Annotated in this window: 19 protein-coding genes and 1 other RNA gene; 9 read left to right on the top strand and 11 right to left on the bottom strand. The window is 35.5% G+C overall.

Annotated features, from left to right (window positions below):
- Positions 1–120 precede the first annotated feature (120 nt).
- Positions 121–1,338, bottom strand: a complete 1,218-nt coding sequence (tgt, locus tag INQ25_RS02780) for a tRNA guanosine(34) transglycosylase Tgt (RefSeq protein ID WP_213863014.1) — start codon at positions 1,336–1,338, stop codon at positions 121–123.
- Positions 1,339–1,839: an NADH-quinone oxidoreductase subunit NuoE gene (nuoE, locus tag INQ25_RS02775; RefSeq protein ID WP_213863013.1), complete on the bottom strand. Its 501-nt coding sequence runs from the start codon at positions 1,837–1,839 to the stop codon at positions 1,339–1,341. It lies immediately after the preceding gene.
- A 224-nt stretch (positions 1,840–2,063) separates the two neighbouring features.
- Here nuoE and INQ25_RS02770 point away from each other — a divergent pair, with 224 nt between their 5' ends.
- Both INQ25_RS02770 and rnpB read left to right on the top strand, forming a co-directional pair.
- Positions 2,064–4,172 carry a hypothetical protein gene (locus INQ25_RS02770; protein ID WP_213863012.1) on the top strand — a complete coding sequence of 703 codons (2,109 nt, stop codon included), beginning with the start codon at positions 2,064–2,066 and terminating at the stop codon, positions 4,170–4,172.
- A gap of 157 nt (positions 4,173–4,329) precedes the next feature.
- Positions 4,330–4,679, top strand: an RNA gene (gene rnpB, locus INQ25_RS02765) — RNase P RNA component class A.
- Between the two features lie 51 nt (positions 4,680–4,730).
- Here rnpB and INQ25_RS02760 read toward each other — a convergent pair.
- On the bottom strand, positions 4,731–5,501 hold the full coding sequence (locus INQ25_RS02760; protein ID WP_010962797.1) for a response regulator transcription factor: 771 nt from the start codon (positions 5,499–5,501) through the stop codon (positions 4,731–4,733).
- A 325-nt stretch (positions 5,502–5,826) separates the two neighbouring features.
- On the opposite strand from INQ25_RS02760, the gene INQ25_RS02755 reads away from it, so the two are divergent.
- From INQ25_RS02755 to INQ25_RS02740, 4 genes are read left to right on the top strand one after another with little or no spacing between them, the layout of a single operon-like run.
- Positions 5,827–6,810 carry an NAD(P)H-dependent glycerol-3-phosphate dehydrogenase gene (locus tag INQ25_RS02755; RefSeq protein WP_010962796.1) on the top strand — a complete coding sequence of 328 codons (984 nt, stop codon included), beginning with the start codon at positions 5,827–5,829 and terminating at the stop codon, positions 6,808–6,810.
- A gap of 19 nt (positions 6,811–6,829) precedes the next feature.
- Positions 6,830–7,312 (top strand): phosphatidylglycerophosphatase A family protein, encoded by a 483-nt coding sequence (locus INQ25_RS02750; RefSeq protein ID WP_006279290.1) that lies wholly within the window; start codon positions 6,830–6,832, stop codon positions 7,310–7,312.
- Positions 7,302–8,081 (top strand): GNAT family N-acetyltransferase, encoded by a 780-nt coding sequence (locus INQ25_RS02745; protein ID WP_006280097.1) that lies wholly within the window; start codon positions 7,302–7,304, stop codon positions 8,079–8,081. Before INQ25_RS02750 ends, INQ25_RS02745 begins: the two co-directional genes overlap by 11 nt.
- A gap of 42 nt (positions 8,082–8,123) precedes the next feature.
- Entirely contained in the window at positions 8,124–9,260 is a 1,137-nt protein-coding gene (locus INQ25_RS02740) for a hypothetical protein (protein WP_010962793.1), read from the top strand.
- A gap of 3 nt (positions 9,261–9,263) precedes the next feature.
- Here the strand turns inward: INQ25_RS02740 and INQ25_RS02735 are convergent, their stop codons facing one another.
- The 7 genes from INQ25_RS02735 to INQ25_RS02705 form a co-directional block, all read right to left on the bottom strand.
- Positions 9,264–10,052 carry a succinate dehydrogenase iron-sulfur subunit gene (locus INQ25_RS02735; RefSeq protein ID WP_010082472.1) on the bottom strand — a complete coding sequence of 263 codons (789 nt, stop codon included), beginning with the start codon at positions 10,050–10,052 and terminating at the stop codon, positions 9,264–9,266.
- Between the two features lie 86 nt (positions 10,053–10,138).
- A complete protein-coding gene (gene ybeY, locus INQ25_RS02730) occupies positions 10,139–10,591 on the bottom strand; it encodes an rRNA maturation RNase YbeY (protein ID WP_213863136.1) in 453 nt (150 codons plus the stop codon).
- Positions 10,585–10,836 (bottom strand): WPE palindromic element domain-containing protein, encoded by a 252-nt coding sequence (locus INQ25_RS02725; protein WP_213863011.1) that lies wholly within the window; start codon positions 10,834–10,836, stop codon positions 10,585–10,587. The genes ybeY and INQ25_RS02725 overlap by 7 nt, the downstream gene beginning before the upstream one ends.
- Entirely contained in the window at positions 10,829–11,227 is a 399-nt protein-coding gene (locus tag INQ25_RS02720; RefSeq protein WP_213863010.1) for an EVE domain-containing protein, read from the bottom strand. Before INQ25_RS02720 ends, INQ25_RS02725 begins: the two co-directional genes overlap by 8 nt.
- The gene (gene ftsZ / locus INQ25_RS02715) at positions 11,227–12,423 is read right to left on the bottom strand and encodes a cell division protein FtsZ (RefSeq protein WP_213863009.1); all 1,197 of its coding nucleotides are present in this window, start codon (positions 12,421–12,423) and stop codon (positions 11,227–11,229) included. Before ftsZ ends, INQ25_RS02720 begins: the two co-directional genes overlap by 1 nt.
- 244 nt (positions 12,424–12,667) lie before the next feature.
- Positions 12,668–13,120 carry a hypothetical protein gene (locus INQ25_RS02710; RefSeq protein ID WP_213863008.1) on the bottom strand — a complete coding sequence of 151 codons (453 nt, stop codon included), beginning with the start codon at positions 13,118–13,120 and terminating at the stop codon, positions 12,668–12,670.
- Between the two features lie 83 nt (positions 13,121–13,203).
- Positions 13,204–14,712 (bottom strand): YifB family Mg chelatase-like AAA ATPase, encoded by a 1,509-nt coding sequence (locus tag INQ25_RS02705; protein WP_213863007.1) that lies wholly within the window; start codon positions 14,710–14,712, stop codon positions 13,204–13,206.
- A gap of 122 nt (positions 14,713–14,834) precedes the next feature.
- Here INQ25_RS02705 and INQ25_RS02700 point away from each other — a divergent pair, with 122 nt between their 5' ends.
- The 3 genes from INQ25_RS02700 to terL all read left to right on the top strand — a co-directional run bounded on the left by INQ25_RS02700 (position 14,835) and on the right by terL (position 19,236).
- A complete protein-coding gene (locus tag INQ25_RS02700) occupies positions 14,835–15,674 on the top strand; it encodes a polysaccharide deacetylase family protein (RefSeq protein ID WP_010962787.1) in 840 nt (279 codons plus the stop codon).
- Entirely contained in the window at positions 15,629–17,203 is a 1,575-nt protein-coding gene (locus INQ25_RS02695) for a penicillin-binding transpeptidase domain-containing protein (RefSeq protein WP_213863006.1), read from the top strand. Before INQ25_RS02700 ends, INQ25_RS02695 begins: the two co-directional genes overlap by 46 nt.
- A 581-nt stretch (positions 17,204–17,784) precedes the next feature.
- Entirely contained in the window at positions 17,785–19,236 is a 1,452-nt protein-coding gene (terL, locus tag INQ25_RS02690) for a phage terminase large subunit (protein WP_213863005.1), read from the top strand.
- A 449-nt stretch (positions 19,237–19,685) separates the two neighbouring features.
- Here terL and INQ25_RS02685 read toward each other — a convergent pair whose 3' ends face one another.
- Entirely contained in the window at positions 19,686–20,735 is a 1,050-nt protein-coding gene (locus INQ25_RS02685) for a class I SAM-dependent methyltransferase (protein ID WP_213863004.1), read from the bottom strand.
- Between the last annotated feature and the right edge of the window lie 50 nt (positions 20,736–20,785).

The raw sequence follows: 20,785 nt of genomic DNA, 5'->3' as shown, positions 1-20,785 counted from the left end.
ATCATATGGGTAGAGACTAACATTAATAGATTAATTATTTATTATAACCTTTCTAATTAATAGTGTGATAAATAAAGTAAATATAACAAGAAGTAAAAATCAACGGCATAAAGAAAAGACTTAAAGAGAGGCCAAATCAAAGTGCAATGGTATTTCACTAATCCAGTTATTCTTCTCTTGATCTAACCTATCATCTAATATTGCCTGTCTTATTGATTCCATAAGCTTATTCATGAAGAAAACATTGTGAATAGTGATGAGCGTGTAAGCTAGCAGTTCTTTAGCTTTCAGTAAATGGTGTATATAAGCTCTTGAATGTTTTCTGCAGGTAAAACATAAACAGTCACTTTCAATTGGGTTATTGTCCAGCTCAAATTGTTGATTCCGCAAATTAACATGCTCTTTGCACTTTGAAGAAATAGAATCTCTATTTTTTACTTTAATAAGTGCACCACCATGCCTTGCCAAACGAGTTGGATGCACACAATCAAACGTGTCAATTCCAAGACTTACTCCATGAAAGATGTCCACAATTCCACCAATACCAAGCAAATGAGTAGGCCTGTCTTTTTTTAGGTGGTCCATAGTGAAAGAAACTACATCGTACATCTGCTCTTTACTTTGACCAAGTGATCCACCTATTGCTTGGCCGAAAAATGGTAAATTGTTGATAAAATCACAACTTTCTCTACGCAGATCGTGATATATTCCGCCTTGACTAATTCCATACAGTGCCTGCTTGCCATTATTGTTTTTTTCAAATTCATTTAAAGAACGTTCAGCCCATCTGTGGCTCATGAGCATTGATTTTGCTGTGTATTCTTTGCTTACGTGAAATGGAGTGCATTCATCTAAAACTAGGATTAAATCTGCACCTAATTTTTGTTGAATTTGTATAGACTTTTCAGGAGTTAAGCAATAAGTTTTGCCATTGATGTAAGAACGAAAAATTGCCCCATCCTCATTAATTTTGATCAAAGTTTTTTGTTTTTTTCTTATTCCTTTTATCTCTTCCGAAACTGATCCGTGGCCTAAGCTAAATATCTGATATCCACCTGAGTCAGTTAGCATTGGCCCATTCCATCCCATCATCTTGTGCAAACCACCAAGTTTTGCAACAGTATTCTCTCCTGGTTGAAGCATTAGGTGATAGGTGTTGGAAAGTATTATCTGAGTACCTTCTTCTCTGATTCTCTCGATATCTGCAGCTTTAATAGCAGCTTTGGTTGCACAAAATATAAATGCTGGTGTTTCTATGTTTCCATTTGGAGTTTTAATAATGCCAACTCTTGCAGAACCTGATTGCTTGATTATCTTGAATGCAAATTCTTCTTTCATCTATTTGCCTGAAAGTTCTGCTATGATGTTTTCTACTTTCTCAGGAGTAAGATTTTCATAGAAGTCATTATTAATCTGCACAACGGGAGCATTAATGCATGCACCGAGACATTCAACTTCTTTTAAAGTGAACAAATTGTCTTTAGTAGTCTCACCGATATCGATTCCAAGTTTTTTTTTAAAGGTATTTAAAACTTCTTCACTATTGCACAACCAGCAAGGAGTTGTTCTACAAATTTGTATTAGATATTTGCCTACTGGTTTTAAATTATACATGGTGTAAAAATTTGCCACTTCATATACACGAATATGTGGAATATGCAGCATATCAGCAACATAACGCATAGCAGATTCAGAAACCCATCCGCATTGCTCTTGAACCAGATATAGTAAAGGCATAACAGCACTACCTTCTCTACCTTTGGGATACATCTCTATAAACTTTCCCGCTTTCTTGAGGTTTTCTGATGTAAAACTAAACTGCTCTTCTTTTTCTATCATTCATGAGACTCATGTAAACTTTAACAGATTATACCTGTAGAACCAATGATTGCAATTGTTGGTTTTTTGAGAAATAGCATAAAGCTTCTTAGCCCTCTTCAAGCTTATATTTACCTTTTAGTATAAAATATTATATTAATTTTTTAATTTTAGTTAAAATTTTCATTGACATTAACACACAGGAGTAATCATAATAGCATTTTATTAATATTTTAAATAAAATTATGTCTATATTAAGAAGATTGCTCGGGATCAACTCAAATACACCGGAAATTAAAGAAGCGATAGGTTTTAATCCAACAAACGTAGAATTAATTGAGGGGAATGGAGTTGCTTATGGACTCAGCTATCAAGATAATGGTAATGGGAGCAGTAAAGTAAAATTACTTATTAGTCCATTATATCAATCAAAAACATACGAATGGGGTACAAATATCAGCGTAGCAAATGAATTTAAAGATCAATTATCTCTCACATTAATAGAAGATTTAGCTGAAATAGATAAAGTTGGAATCATCTTTCCCGAAGAAGAAATTGGCAAAGAAGGAGAAAGATACGTTAAAGGTTTGTCTTTTAACACTTACGGAATTAAACAATCAGTTAATATTCCTTCAGTTGAACATTTAGGTAAAACAAAATTACAAAAGAATATTAATAATGATAGTCTTGCAAATGTGGGCAATAGTTACTTTCAACCAAGAGCAGTGAAAGTTGGTAATGGTGACGTAATTGTAATCGCCCATAACTTAAAGGATCAAACTTTAGTTTCTTGGTATTTAAAATCAGACAAAAGTGGAAAATTTAGAGTATTAGATGGAAAAAGTGGTGTTACAGAAAGAAAATTATTGAAGTTTGATAACCCAGGGCAATTGGTATTAAATGAAAACATGATGCTTTATACGCAAATGAGCAAAAGGATTACTAAGGAAAATCAAGAGGTAAAAAAGACACATATTTTTAAGTTTGATATGGCTAAAGTTATTCAGGATCTGAGGGATAGAAAGAGAGCAGATGAGTATTTGCTTGGTAATAGAAATGGTCAAATAAATAAAGCACCATCTCTCTCCAGTGAACATGAAATAAGCTTTTTGCAGTATATTGAAGGTGGTAATCTAGTTGCTTTTCTTGCAGAAGGCCGGTTGTCTGATAAACAAACGTTACATTTAACAAATCTTGTTAAGAATGGATCAAAATCGAACTTTACTGTTTACGAATTTGCAGATTCTATAGAGCAATTGTACGTTAAAGACAGTGGTCAAAACAGTTTTATTGTAACTGCAGTAAGTGAAGAAAACATCGCAATTTTCAATCATCAGAGATTTGAAAAACCTTCTAAGGTAACAATAATACCGGCAAGTAGCATCAAAACTCTCAGTGATTTTGTTAATATCATTAACGGTCGATTAACGCCAGATATTATTTCTAGTAGTACCGTGGCTCCTGTAACTATTACAGAAACGGTTGTGACTTCTAAGAAAACGCCGACTGCTGCAATTACTAACACAGCAGAAACCGACACTGTGAAGACTACTAAACTGACAACGGAAGCCGTTGCACCTACTTCTACAATGAATAAACCTTCAACAGAGTCAACAACTCAAACAAGTACAGTAACAGTAGAGCCAACAACAGTAGCATCAACTACCGTTGCAACGACTTCTATGATGAGTAAACCTTCAACAGAGTCAACGACTCAAACAAGTACAGTAACAGTGAAGCCAACAACAGTAGCAAAAACAACTACTACTTCACAAACGACCATGGTTGCTACAACGTCAACTAGTGCGCCGATAGTAACTTCGGAAACTGAAACAAGTACTGTAAAACCTACAACCGCAGCTAAAGCAACTGTTACTCTGCAAGCGACAACAGCTACTGAACGAGTTACGATGTCAACTAATGGACAAACAACTTTGGGGCAAACCGTGTTCACTATACCGAGCGCTGAAACAAAGGAATCAACAACTCCTATATTTACCACGACTTTACTTCCTCAAACTACTTCTTCACCACAGCCTACTCAACTTGCTATAGGGTCTAATAGGGCAGGAATGATAGGGGGATCTTTGGTTGGAGCAATAGGTATTGTTGGAATTATAGGATTCATAGCATATAGATATGTTAAGGGTCGTAATGCTGCTCCTGTGTTAGAACTAACTGATTTGGGTTATAGAAGGCGATCATCTTCAAGTAGCGATGAAGAAATTTTTACCACTGATGACAGAATGCGAACTATATATCAATCTGAAACAGTGCTAAATAGTATATCAGTAGAAAGTAGTAGTCGATCAAGAAGTAGCTCATCGTCTTCAAGCGGTGGACCAGGCTCTTGACTAACTGAAGCGGAGTCTAAAAGTGAAAAAAGCTTATCTTGGGATAGTGATGATGTGCCGGAATATCACCTTTAGCTATTTGTCTAAATGTTTTTAATATGTAGACTGTTAGGAAATTGTCTTTTGCTTTTGTGATTTTCATGTTAAAGTATAATTCCTAGGTGAAATAAGTAGCTGCTGTTGTGTGATAAACATAGCAGAGGAAAGTCCGGGCTCCAAGGAAAAATAGTGACGGGTAATGCCCGCCGGAGGTAACTCCAGTTATAGGGCTACAGAAAATTACCGCCTAAAATATTTTTAGGTAAGGGTGAAAAGGTGTGGTAAGAGCACACCATGGCAATGGCAACATTGGTAGTCGAGTAACCAACACTAGGAGCAAGATTAAATAGAAGTAGATTTTATGTTTTCCTCATATCTACTCGGGTAAATCGCATGCGGTAAATGGTAACATTTACTCCAGATAAATAGCTACATAAACAGAACTCGGCTTATATTTCACCTAGGCGTTCACATGATACGTGCGATATAAGCCATGCTATATTTAAATGTGTAGGCATTTCATGCGTTGTCCTTCACTTGTTCTGCTTGATAGCCATCACTACTTTCGCCTACATTAACATTAGAATATTCATCATCATCAATATACTCTTTCAGAACATACCCTCTGCCCCAAACGGTTTCTATGTGGCTTTTTCCATCATTTGCACTTTCAAGTTTCTTACGTAATTTGCACATAAAAACATCAACTATCTTGTTATCTGAAGGTTCATCCAAGCCATTGTAAAGATGATTTAAGAACATTTCTTTTGTTAGTACTGTTCCTTTACGCAGTGCTAGCAATTCTATCATAGAATACTCTTTATTAGTAAGGTGAACCGTTTTACCTTTCACCTCAACAACCCTGTGATCAAAATTGATATTTATATTACCAATCTTTATCACCGATTCAGGATGGCCTTTAGTACGACGCACTATGGCCTTAATTCGAGCTAATAACTCGCTTTTATGAAATGGCTTGGTTAAGTAATCATCGGCACCATACCCGAGTCCTTTAGCTTTGTGATTGACAGCGGATATGCATGAAAGTATTAAGACAGGAACTTTGATTTTTGCACTTCTTAGTCTTAACAATATATCATATCCGTCAATATCACCAGGTAAGTGTATATCTAAAATAACTAGGTCATAGTAATCTCCGTTTGAGGAAACCATATTATTGTTATAATCTTGTGCAGAAGTAACAACGTCACAGAAGTGTCCATCAGAAGTTAAGGCGTTAACTACAGTCTTTGCACTTACTTGATCATCTTCAATTAATAATATACGCATATTTTACACCCCATAAATAATTTATAATTTTAGTAATATATATAACTAAGGAAAGTAATAAATCAAATTTTTATTAACAAATGATCAAAATTACACTTATTAATTAATAGTAAATATATTGTTCCAAAGTTATATAAATAGATCTAAAATATAATAGACATACCATGATAGTAATAATATTTTTAGTAAATATTGAATTAAAGTTACTATTATTAAAAGAATACTTCGGTTAATAAATATTTAACTATTCTATATGTCTGTGTTATATTTTTAATTTACTTATCCTACTATTTTAAAGTATAAGTAATATTTTCAGGAATATTGTGTGGCAATATCAATTTTAGGTGCTGGTGCATGGGGTACAGCAATCGCAATTTCATTAGGTAGTAAGAAAGATGTGATTTTGTGGACTCACAATGAAACTACATTTGAATCAATCAACGGGAAAAGAGAAAGTGACAAGCTACCCGGTTGTCGAATTTCTGATAATGTGTCAGTAAAATTGGCTATTGAAGACATAATTAATGCTTCAGTAACAATCCTCGCTGTTCCCACTCAGTCTCTGAGGAAGGTATGTCAGCAATTGCATAATTGTAATCTGAAAAAAGATGTAGCAATAATTTTAGCTTGTAAGGGAATAGAAAAGTCTACATTAAAATTACCTAGTGAAATAGTAAATGAAATTTTACCTAACAATCCTATTGCTATTTTTTCAGGTCCTAGCTTTGCTGTAGAAGTTGCAAGAAAATTACCCTATTCAATGGTTCTTGCATGCCAAAATAACACATTAGGTTCAAAGCTAGTATCAGAGCTGCAACAAGAAAATGTTAAATTGGAGTTTAGTAACGACATTATAGGAGTACAGATTTGTGCAGCGTTAAAGAACGTTTTTGCTATAGCGTGTGGGATTGTTCTAGGTAGTAAACTTGGGTTTAATGCTCATGCAGCATTGATTACGAAAAGTATGAGCGAAATTAAGGCTTTATACTCAGCAAAAATTGGTGACGGTAGTGTGGATATAAATACACTACTTGGGCCAGCATGTCTGGGTGACCTAATTATGACATGCACATCCTTGAATTCAAGAAACTTATCTTTTGGGTTTAAAATAGGTAATAGTGACAATGGCTTTAATGTTCAGCAGATTTTGTCAGAAGGCAAGTCAGTGATTGAAGGTTTTAGCACTGCTGAGTCCATATTTAATTTAGCAGGAAAGCTAAAGATAAAAATGCCTATATGTGAAGCGGTCTATAGATTATTGTATGAAAGCGCCTCTATAGAGGATACTCTTTCTGTTCTTATAAGTTAATTTTGTATTTGGATATATTGTGAAATTTTTATATAAATTAATATCAACGTGGTGGCTGTCTGGAACAGTAAAAAAAATGCCAGGTACTGTGGGTAGTTTGGCTTCTTTTCCGCTTGTTCCTGTAATCCTGAGCAACAAAATTTTAGGTGCAGCAATTATTTCTTTTTTATTCTTAATTGGATTATGGTCTACAGGTAATTATATAAAACATTACAAGACTTCATGTGATCCAAAAGAGGTAGTAATTGACGAAGTGGTTGGTCAATTGCTGACGATACTTTTAGTTTCGATATTGTTAAGCCAAGAGATGAATTGTTCTTCATTGTTGTTGTGCTTTTTTTCTTTTAGGTTTTTTGATATAATAAAAACGTGGCCTATAAATTTAATCGATAAAAATACCAAAGGTCCTTTAGGTATTATGCTAGATGACGTTATAGCTGCAATTTTAGCCTGTGTTCTTATAGGAGCCTTTTATTGTTTATTGTTGGTGTATGCAGGATAAAAAAATTTATTATTCAAGCTTAATTGTTCAAAATCTAAAGGATTATATACTGTACACAGCGAATTTATCTGAGTGGGAAGTACACGATGAATTTGATAACATCATATTTACAATAAATGGTACCAGGGAGTCATTATTTAATTTTGTGTTCTGTGGAGATCAATGTACCGAGCTTTCTATACAAAAAACTCTAGATTATCTCAGAACAAGAGATATAGAAGCAACATGGGTAATAAATTCACATATGAAAATAAGAGATATTTTAGAAAAGTGTGAAATAAAACACGTTAGCACACCAAAAAAAGCTTTACTTAATATGAAAAATTACTTTTTACCTGCTGATGTTATTCCAAACTTGAGGTTAAATGCTGTGAATGGTAGCAACCTCTTAGAACAGTTAGATCTACACACTTCTAAAATTTTTTATCATGGCGTTGGAATTGTCAGCACATTTTTTCGCGGATTATCAAATTATGATGATAAGAACTCAAGATTAAGATTTTTTCTTGTAACACTAAATAATGAAATTATTGGGACATGCGGTCTTTATGTTCAAGATAGCGTAGCTGGTTTTTATAGTGATGGAGTTTTACCAATTTACAGGAATCGTGGAATAGGTACCCAAATGGTTTTAGAAAGAATAAAGATAGCTAAACAGCTTGAATGCAAATATATAGTAGCACATTGTATGAAATCTTCTGTGAACCTTTATAAGAGATTGGGCTTTCAAATGTTAGGCAATCTTTACTTATATACCTCTTCAGCATAATTCTGAGCGGTTACAAATTTTTACATTTGTTTTAAAAGTGCTATGTTTTTTTTGTATGAAGTGGTTTTAATATTGATTCTAATATTATTCTTTCTCTCTTATTCTAAATTAAAAATTAGTAATAAGATTAAGAACTTACAGCATCAAAATGTTATCATAAATAATTTAATTGATACTGTGAATGATGGGTTTTATATTTGGGATGCAAAAAAACGTATAGAAAAGTTCTCTCCCAATTTACTAATTTTGCTTAATACTGTTTTTTACTCATTTAATGAGTTTGTGAATTTTTTTGAGCAATCAGAAAGCTTAATCAAAAATTTTGTTGAGGCAAAGGAAATAAATAAATCTTTTACTCTAGATTTAAAGTCAAAAGACAGTGAGGTTTATTGCATATGTTACGGTAGAAGCATAATAGATGATTCTAACAATGTGATAGGTGTGCTGTTATGGATAAGGAATGTCTCAGACTGTAAGATAAAGGCTAACGGACTTGAGTTAGAAAATAGTAAGCTTACACAGGAAGTGGAGAGCTATAAAAACGTTTTCAACTCTTTACCATTTCCAATACTAAGATATAACAAGAGTAGAAAGGTGGAATTTTATAACTTGTTTTATGATAAATATGTAGATGGTTCTAAGAAATTTGCTATTACCGGTAGCGCTCATAGCACAAAACCAGGAAGACATGTCATAACTTATAAGAACGAACCTAAGGTTTTCGATTTTGTTAAAATTCCAATACAAGGTTCTGGTAGCATAGTAATGTATGGGAAAGATGTTAGTGATGCAGAGAAATTATATACTGAATTAAACAGTTATTTAGCTACACAGAAAAATTTGCTTGAGAGGTTACCGGTTGCTATAGTAATATATAGTAAGAATCAAAAGCTAAAATTTTATAATAATGCTTTTATAAAAACCTTTCAATTTGACCCAAAATTTTTGGCATCTTACCCAACTTATCACGAAGTTATGCTTTACCTCTTCGAATCTAAAAAGCTTTTAGAAAAAGAGGATTTTCAAACTATTAGTAACCAAAGACATGAGTTGTTCAAAAAATTATTTGAATCGTACGATGATACGATGCACTTCACAAACGGAAAAGCGTTCAGGGTATTAACAATACCCTACGCTTCGGAAGGTTTGCTGTTCTCTTACGAAGAATGCAAAAGATAATACTTAAACTCCTTCTCTCTCTACCATGAGCTGTTTTACTTTCGCTATTGCTCTTGCTGGATTAAGTCCTTTAGGACAAGTTTTTGTGCAATTCATTATTGTATGACAACGATACAACTTGAATGGGTCGTTTAAAACATCAAGTCTTTCACCTGTCTTATTATCACGGCTGTCAGCAATCCATCTGTAAGCTTGTAATAGTATTGCTGGTCCTAAAAATTTATCACTATTCCACCAGTAGCTTGGGCAACCAGTCGAACAGCAAGCACATAATATACAGTCGGACAAGCCATCTAATTTTTTTCTATCTTCAGAAGATTGAGAGTATTCTTTATTTGGTAGGGCAGGCTTATCTGCTTGTAACCAAGGTTTAATTGATTTGTATTGCTCATAAAATTGGCTCAAATCCGAGACTAGGTCCTTTATTACATACATGTGAGGTAATGGATATATTTTTACGTCACCTTTTATATCATGTATAGATCTAGTACATGCAAGAGTATTGGTTCCGTCAATATTCATGGCACAAGATCCACATATGCCTTCTCTACAAGAACGTCTGAAAGTTAAAGTCGAATCTATTTCATCCTTTATTTTTATTAATGCATCAAGTACCATAGGGCCACAACTATCCATATCAATAAAAAATGTGTCTATTCTAGGGTTTTTCTCGTCATCAGCAGACCAACGGTAAATTTGAAATCTTCTGATGTTTTTTGCTCTAGCAGGAATAGGATAAATTTTGCCCTTTTGATTAATTTTAGAATTCTTTGGCAAAGAAAACTGAACCATATCACTTACCTTTTATTGTTTATAGCTAAAACCCTTTGTAGATAACATATTTTATTATCATCTACTATATTTTTATTAAATTCCTTTTAAATCGCGCACATATTGTAGCCAAGTGAAGCTAAAATCTCTCTTTCTAGATTTTTCATTATAATTTCTTCCTCTTTTTTTTGGTGATCATAACCAAGTAAATGCAGTAATCCATGCACTAACATGTGTGCAATGTGAGCAAGAATGGGTATACAATACTCATGCGATTCTCTTTTTATTGTGTCTATTGAAATTGCTATATCTCCTAAATCACACTCATTAGATAATTGTTCACACGGAAATGATAGCACGTTAGTTGGTTTATCCATTTTTCTAAATTTTAAATTAAGTTGGTGCAGCAAATCATCATCAGCCAGAGCTATTGATATATTTGGTTTATAGTGATCTATTTTTAATTCTTTTAGAGAAGCATTTATAATATTTAATACAAAGCCTTCTGGATCATCTGTAATGCTGCGCCATCTCTCATCAAGAACATTTACTTCTAACATGAGTAACGCACCAGTAAGGGTGTCATGCAAGTAGCTGACACTGGAATCCAGTTTTTATTATACAACCATCTGGTGCACTCATTTAAAATCAAGTTTCCTGGATCCCAGTGTCTGGGCACTGGGATGACATCCTTCCTAGCAGAGACTACTTTCAAATCGCAACATTTGTACAGTTGTGCGTGTGACCAGAAAAGGAGAACTATGGACTCCAGTGTCAAGCACTGGGATGACAGGGTATTACACATCACTCATGCTTATTATTTCATTCCATTCAATTTCCGAAACTGGAGAAACTGATAAACGTGGTTGTTTTAATATAGCCATATTTTTCAAAAGTGGGTTTTGTTTTATATTATTTAACGTTACTTGGTTGTTTAAAGGTTTCAAAAACTTTACATTCACTAATCCAAACTTGGGGTCATCAACATGATAATACTCTTTAAATACTTCAACTATTCCAAGTATTGCTTTCTCTTTATCTGTATGATAGAAAAACGCAAGATCGCTTACTTTCATAATTTTCATGTAATTTTGAGCTTGATAATTGCGCACACCATCCCACTCAACTACCTGCTCCTTTTCCATTTTTTGCCATGAGTATTCACTTGGCTCTGACTTGAGTAGCCAAAGTTGCATTATTTTTTTCTTCTTAAGTAAGCTGGTATATCATAGATATTGCTGCCCCACTTAGCTCCTTCGCTTACCTGTTCATCTGGTTTTGTTTCCAGTGTTTTGTCTTGCATACTTTCACTTTGACTATAGGGCCACTTAAACTTCTCTTTCTCTGAGTCTTCACTCTGACTTATAGGTGAAGTTTCTGATTTGTTATCGCGACTATCAATGCCAGTTGCAAGAACAGAAACTCTAACTCTTCCCTCCATCGCTTGATCAAAAGTAGCACCAAATATTATATTCGCATTTTCATCTACTTCTTCACGCACTCTATTGGCTGCAGCATCAACTTCAAACAGAGTCATATCTCCACCACCAGTAATGTTAATTAATATTCCTTGTGCACCTTTCATTGATACATTATCAAGCAATGGATTAGATATTGCAGCCTCTGCAGCACTAATTGCTCTATCTTCTCCTTCTGCCTCTCCAGTGCCGATCATCGCTTTGCCCATCTCGCTCATTACTGTTTCTATATCAGCGAAGTCAAGATTAATAAGCCCTGGCATGACCATCAAGTCAGTTACTCCTCTGATGCCAATGTGCAGAACATTATCAGCAAGTTTAAATGCATCAGAAAATGTAGTTTTTTCATTTGCAATTCTAAATAAATTCTGATTTGGAATGACAATAAGTGTATCCACGTATTTTTGCAGTTCTTCAAGTCCAAGCTCTGCAATACGCATACGGCGCACACCTTCAAAGCCGAACGGTTTAGTTACAACTCCAACAGTCAATATCTTTTTTTCTTTTGGCGCCCTATCCTTAACTGCGGCTCTTGCTTCTCTGGCTGCTTTTGCAATTACCGGTGCTGCACCGGTTCCAGTACCACCACCCATTCCTGCTGTGATGAAAAGCATATGACTATCTTTTATATGCTCCATAATTTCATCGATTGATTCTTCTGCTGCACCTTTGCCAACATCAGGCAAAGCACCAGCACCAAGTCCCTTAGTTAAATTAATGCCAAGCTGAATTTTTTTATCACATAACGACTTTTCTAGTGCTTGAGCATCGGTGTTTGCGACAACAAAATTCACTCCTTGCAAATTAGATTGGATCATGTTATTCACAGCATTTCCACCAGCACCACCCACTCCCACAACGGTAATCCTTGGGTGTAATATAGGTAACTCCGGCAGACTAAGATCAATAGACATTTAAATTACTCAAATTTAGCGAATTCACTTGATAGTAAGTTACCGCTTTTTTAATAATATGCAAATACTTTTCACTTCTATAGGCGTAAACAGTAAACGGGATTTACTTATTCTTAATATTTATACTAATAAGTGCCGTTAATTATAATAACTAGATTCTTAAACGACACCACTTAACCGATACAAAAAATAGAAAATGTTTATAAAAAGGGACAGAAACCTATCCCTTTTTGTTTTGTTGAAGTTATGATGCAGTTTTTCTTTTTCCTTCACATGCTTCAACCGCAACATCTTTTAATTTTGAGGCAACTTGATATGTTCCATAAAGAACAGCAGCTGCAGCAATTGCCATTATGGCACCCGCAACTATCTGACCAGCAACACCTGTTCCGATAAATCCAGGTAATGAAGCAGCTATTGCTTGATTTGTCCCAACAAAGTAACTGGCAGTCTTAGCAAGAAACCCAGAAGCTTCTGCTGCACTAACAAAGCCTGCTTTCATATGCATTGCTGTAAAGACAACACTTGCAACTGCAAGCGGAAATAATGCTGTTCTCCCTTTATTATGCATAGCGTACTGACCAGCTCCACCAGCAGCACCAGGAATTCCCCAGTATTTTTCAGCTCGTATATATCCTTCTGAAATAGCATGAAAAATGCCATCCCCTTTTCCATACTTATAATTTGTTAATGCCATAACTCTACTCCTTAAATAGAATGTTAAAATTTCATTAAGGAAGCATATAGTAAAAAAAATTGCCTGTCAAGTAAACTAATTTTTTAATATACCTTTATTCTGTAATTCAGCGCTTCAGCAATGTGTGCTCTTTTTACTTCTTCACTTTTTGCAAGATCTGCAATGGTTCTTGCAACTTTTAATACACGTGTGTAGCCTCGATTGGAAATGTAATTTTCTTTTAGTACGTATTTTAGCAATTCTAACCCTGCCTGATCTGGTTCAGTAAATTTATTAAATGCTTCACCGCTTACTTCTGAATTGCAACGAATATTTAATTCACTATAGCGCTCAGTTTGAACTTTTCTTGCTGCTATCACTCTTTCTCTTATGATTTTAGTACTTTCTCCCTCCACAGAGATTTCAGGAGAGAGTATGCTAACGTTTGGCATTTCAATGCATATGTCTATTCTATCAAGCAATGGGCCTGATATTTTGTTTTTGTAATCTGTCCCACACTTTGGAGCTTTGTTGCACGATCTGCTTGCATCACCTAAATAACCGCACCTGCAAGGGTTCATTGCAGCAATCAGTTGAAAATTTGCAGGGTAGGTTATGTGAGCATTTGCCCTTGCAACGGTAACTTTTCTATCTTCAAGTGGTTGGCGCAGAGAATCAAGCACAAGTCTTGGAAATTCTGGCAACTCATCAAGGAATAACACGCCGTTGTGAGCCATGGTAATTTCTCCAGGTTTTGCATTCTTTCCTCCTCCTATCATTGCTGGCATGGAACATGAGTGATGAGGTTCACGAAAGGGGCGAGTTACTTTGAATATTTCATTACCAGTTTTTGTTATGCTGGAAATAATATTAACATCAATCATCTCCTGTTCGGTCAAATCAGGCAGCAACCCTATAAAGCGTTTAGCAAGCATTGACTTTCCAGTACCAGGAGGGCCAACAAGAAGCATATTATGCCCACCTGCTGCTGCAATTTCAGCTGCTCTTTTTGCAACAACTTGGCCTTTGATATCCTTCATATCGGGAACCAATCTTTTTTCTTTGGGTGCATCACTATAATTAAAAATTACTGGCTGAATTAATTGCTCACCCTTAAAGTGTCTGATAATATCAGTTAATTTCTCTATAGCCAGAATTGAAACATTCTTCACCCATACAGCTTCTACACCATTTCCTCTCGGGCAAATTACTCCTTTATTGTCCTTTTTTGCATTAATTGCTGTTGGCAGCACACCTGAAACTGGAATAACTCTGCTATCAAGAGCCAGTTCACCCATGATTATATAAGACTGAACTTTTTCAACTGGTATCACATTCATTACAACAAGTAGTCCAATAGCAATAGCCAAGTCATAATGACTGCCTTCTTTCAGCAAATCCGCAGGGGAGAGATTAACTGTAATTCTTTTTGGAGGTAGTAGTAGATTGATTGAATTTAACGCTGCTCTGATGCGCTCTCTGGATTCTGCAACAGTTTTATCCGGCAAGCCAACAATATTAAAAGCTGGAATACCATTTGCCATATGAATTTGTGCATTGACATTTACTGTGCTAATTCCCTGAAGCGCAACGGTATTTATATTTGCAATCATAATATATTATATAAAATTGTTAATACAATATATTAAAGAAGCGATGAAGTAAAGGCTACAGCAATTAAAGATGGCTTAACTTAGCAAAAAAGTGTAGTATTCTATCACTTTGCTGATTACAAATGTTTATAAGGATAATCACTTTTTTCTTACTATATTCAAGTACGGCTTTTTGTAGTGATTGTAATTTTAATTTACCATACTGTGGGCTCAGTTGTAATCTAGATCTATCATATAGAAATTTAAGTAATATAAAAAAATTATTGAATAACGACGATAAGTTTGTTGCGCTTACGTTTGATGATGGACCGTCTAACAATAGAGTAAACGATATTATTAATGTTCTGGAAAGCTATGAAGCAAAAGCAACATTTTTTGTGCTTGGTGAACGTATAAATGAAAAAACGTCTGAAATAGTAAAGAAAATTCATGAATCAGGTCATGAGTTAGGCAATCACTCTTGGTCGCATAGGAAGTTGACATCACTTTCAAGTGAGGAACAATTGCAAGAATTGGAAAAGACAAATACAGCAATTAAAAATGCAATAAAACAAGATGTAAAATGGTTTCGTCCGCCATATGGATGTTATGACGATAATCTGATTGAAAATACTGATCAATTAAATATGTATTCAATATTATGGACAGTTGATTCGCTAGATTGGCAAGGTGATAAGCCAGAAACTTTAGTTGAAAGAGTTTTAAGTAATGTACATAATGGAGCAGTTATACTGTTTCATGATCACAATAACAGGTCAAACACAATTGAAGCTTTACCTCATATTATTAAAATACTAAAAAAATCAGGTTATAAGTTTGTGACCTTAAGTGAGTGGGAAAAAAGGGTTTGTAATACGGTAAAAGCCAGAAGTGTAACAATAAAAGAGGGGAAAAAAGTGTGTTTTGAAGGAATGTTATGTGGACAAAAAACAAAGTCTTTAACCGCAGAGCATTCATATTAGGTGGTATTCAGCTTACCATTTCCGCGGTTTTTAGTTGCAGGTTATATAATTTACAAATACGAAACAGACAAAAGTACGAAGCACTATCTAATAGTAATAGAATAAGAGTTGCTACTATTATGCCTAAGCGGGGCAAAATTTTAGATAGGAATAGCATTGAACTTGCGGTAAACAAAATTTCGTATGTTGTTTTGTTTGATGGTTCTGGTAAGGAAGTTGATTTGCAGACATTATCAGAAGTAGAGTCTAAAATAGCAAAATCGTCAGAAAAAATAACTGCTCTTTATAAACGTTATTACCCGTTTGGTTCAATGTGTTCTCATGTAATCGGATATACAAAAAGACAGCAAGGCATAAGCGAAGTAGGAATCAGCGGTATTGAATATACATATGATCATATATTGAAAGGCAAGTCAGGAAAATCTGAGCAGGAAATAAATTCTAAAAAACGCGTCATAAAAGAATTATCAAGCATACCACAACAAGACGGACAAGATGTACAACTGACAATTGATATTAATCTGCAAGAGAAAACCGCAGAGGTATTTAAAGATCACCAAGGCTCCGCAGTGGTAATTGATGTAAATAATGGAGAAATTTTAGCATTATATAATTCACCTTCTTACGATAATAATCTTTTTGCTAGCAGGCTATCAAATGAGACTTGGGAAAACTTGAATGCTCCTTCATTACCGCTTGTGAATCGTGCGTTATCATATCAAATTCCACCTGGTTCAATATTTAAAGTAATAGTTGCGCTTGCGGGTTTAAAAGACGGGATAATAACACCAGAAGAGAAATTCTCGTGCAAGGGCTATATGAAAATAGGTGAGCGGAAATTTCGTTGTCTGAAAAGCAAAGTCCATGGGTATGTATCTTTAAATGAGGCAATGGCATTATCATGCAACACTTACTTTTATAATATAGGAAAAAAAATAAGTGTAGACTCTCTAGTAGAAATGGCCAGAAAATTTGGTATTGGAAGTGGGCCACTGATTGGAACGTTTAAAGAAGAAGCTCCAGGGTTGTTGCCAGATAGAGATTGGCGTACACGAAAGCTATATTCGCAGTGGTATTTAGGTGACACTATCAACTTAGTTATAGGACAAGGGTATATGCTTACAACACCACTACAGCTTGCAGTTCTTGCAGCGAGGATTGCAACAGGAAAAGAGGTAATTCCCCGCATTAAGATGAATGAAACGATACAAGATTTTCCCGATATTGATGTGGATTGTGAGCATCTTAGCATAGTTCGAAAAGCTATGTTTGATGTGGTGAATTCTAAAACTGGAACCTATAAGAAAGGGCTAAGCGGTATACAAATTGCCGGCAAAACCGGTACACCAGAAATAAACTCTAAGGGCGAAAGTCATAAGTTATTTATCGCCTATGGCCCTTACCATAACCCGCGCTATGCAATCTCTGTGTTTATAGAACACGGCAAAGCCCCACGCCAAGATGTTGCTATAGCTAATGAAATATTTCAGTATATGCTTGAAACTATGAGTATTAAACTTCTTGCATAACCATATAACAAACTTTTATTGGGAATAGAAACGAAAAAACTTACTTGACACCCTTCGCCAGCGCCCTTATCATGATAGTGAAGCTATTGTATTTGCTTTCGCCAATCTGCAGATTAAAAGGTAAGGATTACTTAATGTATCGGCGTCTTATGTTCAATTTTTTGCAGTATATAGATACTGTATGTCTTTACAAAACTTCATCTACATCTAGATTTTTATCTAAATAAGCTGAACGCGCTTATAAAGCGTTACAAGACATCAAAAAATGCCAATACTCGACAGAGATAGTAAAAGACTAGCTAACTCGGGGATTCTTTGTCTTTTTTTCTGCTTAGTAAATTTCTTAAACATTTGCAGCGTAGGTTAGTTGCAATTAAAAGCGGCTGAATCTCGCTTGTCAAGCGTTTAAAACATAAAAAACGCCAATATTTTAAAGCGGATAATAACCACGGGGCTTCTTTTGCCTTTTTTTTTATTTGGTAAATTTCTTAACATTTGTAATTGCAATTTAAGAGACCATAAAGGGTCAGTGCTCCTTTTTCTGTCATCCCAGCGTTACGCGCTGGTTTCAACATTATATCATGAACTTTCTAAAATTCATTGAACTGTGCTTTCAAACGGTAGTGCCGGGGTGTGAGTATAACGATTATCAGTATATAAAAGTCATAGCAGATAGGCTGGAAGCGGCGAGCGCTGGTGAAGTGAAACGAATAATATTCAATATGCCTCCGCGCTCGATGAAGTCCATGTGTATAAGCGTTGCGTGGCCCGCATGGATACTGGGAAACCAACCAACTGCGAGAATAATAGTTGCAAGTTATTCTCAGCGGCTCAGCGAAAAGCACTCGCTCGACACCAGGTGCGTGATGCAGTCTAGTTGGTATAGAGCGCTATTTCCAGAGATAGAACTATCCAAAGACCAGAATACCAAATATAAATTTCAAACAGTGCAGAGAGGATACAGAATCGCAACATCAGTTGGTGGAACACTAACTGGTGAAGGTGGTGATTTTATCATTGTGGACGATCCGCTCAGTTCTGCTCAAGCTTTGAGTGAAACGCTTAGAAAGCGTGCCACAAACTGGTTTGATCAGACTTTAGTAACCAGGCTGAACGATAGAAAAAAAGGAGTCATCGTTCTTGTAATGCACAGGCTACACCAGGAGGACTTAACTGGACACCTTCTCTCCAAGCCAAAAAACATATGGCATCATATTTGTTTGCCAATGATTTCTGAAAATAAGCAGGTTATTTATTCAATCAAAAAGCCAATACCTCCCGTTCCTATCATCCGAGTAGCTCAGCACTGTGCGACCAGGCGATTATATAATAAACCAGCGTCACCTGTAAGGATATTATATTCAAGAGAAGAAGGTCAGTTGTTATATCCCCTCGATGGAGGAAAAGAAGAAGTTGAGATAATAAAAGCTGAACTTGGGAGTTACGCTTTTGCTGCTCAATATCAACAAAACCCTCTGCCGCTTTCAAGTGGTATAATTAAACCAGAGTGGTTGAAACGCTATAAAAAATTTCCTGATAATCTCTCGCATATAACACAAAGTTGGGATACTGCGGTTTCAACAAGTAACATGAGCAACTTTAGTGTCTGCACCACCTGGGCAAAAATAGATAATAAATTCTATTTACTTGATGTATATCGCGCAAAGCTTGAGTATCCAAAGCTTAAAGAACAAGTTTTATCACTAGCTGCAAGATGGTCACCACACGCGATTTTGATCGAAGCCAAAACAAGTGGTCAGCAATTAGTACAAGAGCTAAAGACAAACAGTGATTTACCCATTATTGAAATAATGCCACATGATGACAAACTCACTCGATTTTATCAAATTGTTCCGACTATAGAGTCTGGCAAGGTTTTTCTGCCGCACCAAGCAGTATGGCTGAACGATTTTGAGTATGAGATTTTAATGTTCCCAGAAACGCGCCACGATGATCAAGTAGATAGTACCGTGCAATATCTCCAGTGGGTGAGAAACAGTACCTCCAGGGTTGCAGCTATACGAGCATTGTGATTTGAGTCTACCAGTACTGGGATGACAGCTAGGAGACAACCGTCATCCCGCTGCTTGTTAGCGGGATCTAGAGATACCGCGGCGGTATGACGTAGGACTGCTGTTATTCCAGTGTCTGGGCACTGCCGTCTTGGATGGAAAGGCTGGATCCAAGTAGTCAGCTACTCGTATGACATCTTTGTGTTTGAGGCAAAACCAGCTATAACATTTCTTCGCAAACAAATGTTCGTACAGTTGTGGGTCGTGCACAACTCTATTCCTATAGTGAGTAGCTCCCTCCTATCTTATTTATATCATATTTTTAACTTACCCAATAACATAAATTACTTTAGCTATGCTATAGCTAAAGTGGCTTAGGTTTACTTACAATTTGAAAAACAACAAATTCGTCATTCCGCTACTCGTTAGCGCTGCGGCGGTATGATGTAGGGAAACCTTTCTTGGGTTAGCTATATCAATAGCATTGCTTTAAAAAGAGTGCCCATATTTTCAGTCAACCTTAAGAATTCACTAAAGATCCTATTCTTTTGTTCATCACTTGCGCTTTTCATTAAAGCCTGGGTTCTTTCTTTTATGCCAAAAAGATATAAAAATTCCCTTTGAGTTAAAATCTCACAATCTACATGCTTTAATGAATCTCTTAACGCTTGAAAGTTCACAAGTGCGGTAATATCACTATTACCAACATTCTCAAGAAAATTAGCATACTTATGTTGTTTTATCGATTGCAAAGTGCTCTTATATGCGGGGTATACATAACCGTAATCTACAATCAAAGCAGCTCCTTTATTATTATATATCTTCTTCTCAAGTTTTTTTAATATTTCAACCCCAACTGAACATATTTCCACCACTGCACCATTAAAAAATTTTCCATTTGTCATCTGAGTAGCTGACACTGGAATCCATGATTCTTTTTTTCTGGATTCCAGTGTCACGCACTGGCATGACACCAAGAAACTGCCATCATCTTGTTTTGTCACCATATTTTCATACCACCCCTCATCATGATATACAAACTGATCTATCGGAAGAGCGTCAAAGAACTCATTTGCTAAAAAAATGGTTGGTTGTTCTGGTAGGTTGTCAATATTTTTGTGCCAATTAACATCTAAGCTTTTTAATTTTTCCTTTTGTATCTTCCGTAAAGTAGGGCTTATTTCAACTAAGTGGATCAACATTGAATTAAAAAAGCTGCTGTATTTTTTAGTGACTCTTATTATATCGTGAATGAGTGTTCCTTTGCCTGGCCCAAGTTCAACTAGAGAAAATTTTGATGGCTTTCCTAATTTTTCCCATGTATGCATTATCCAAACTGCAATTACTTCACCAAATAATTGGCTGATCTCAGGTGCGGTAGTAAAATCACCATCCTTACCAAGCGGTAATTTACTTGTATAATAGCCGTATTTTTCATGGTACAAAACGGCATTCATGAAATCACTGATGGATATTGATCCTTGACTTTTGTCAATTAATTCGTGTATATAAGTGAGCATGTTATTAATAAATGTTTAACTATAGCGTGCCATAATATAAAATAGTAGAG

Origin of the sequence: Wolbachia endosymbiont of Rhagoletis cerasi (assembly GCF_018454475.1) — a bacterium.
In the GTDB taxonomy this organism is placed as follows: Bacteria; Pseudomonadota; Alphaproteobacteria; order Rickettsiales; family Anaplasmataceae; genus Wolbachia; species Wolbachia pipientis.
The sequence above is the reverse complement of the archived record's forward strand: the minus strand, read 5'-3'. Positions and strand labels throughout refer to the sequence as shown.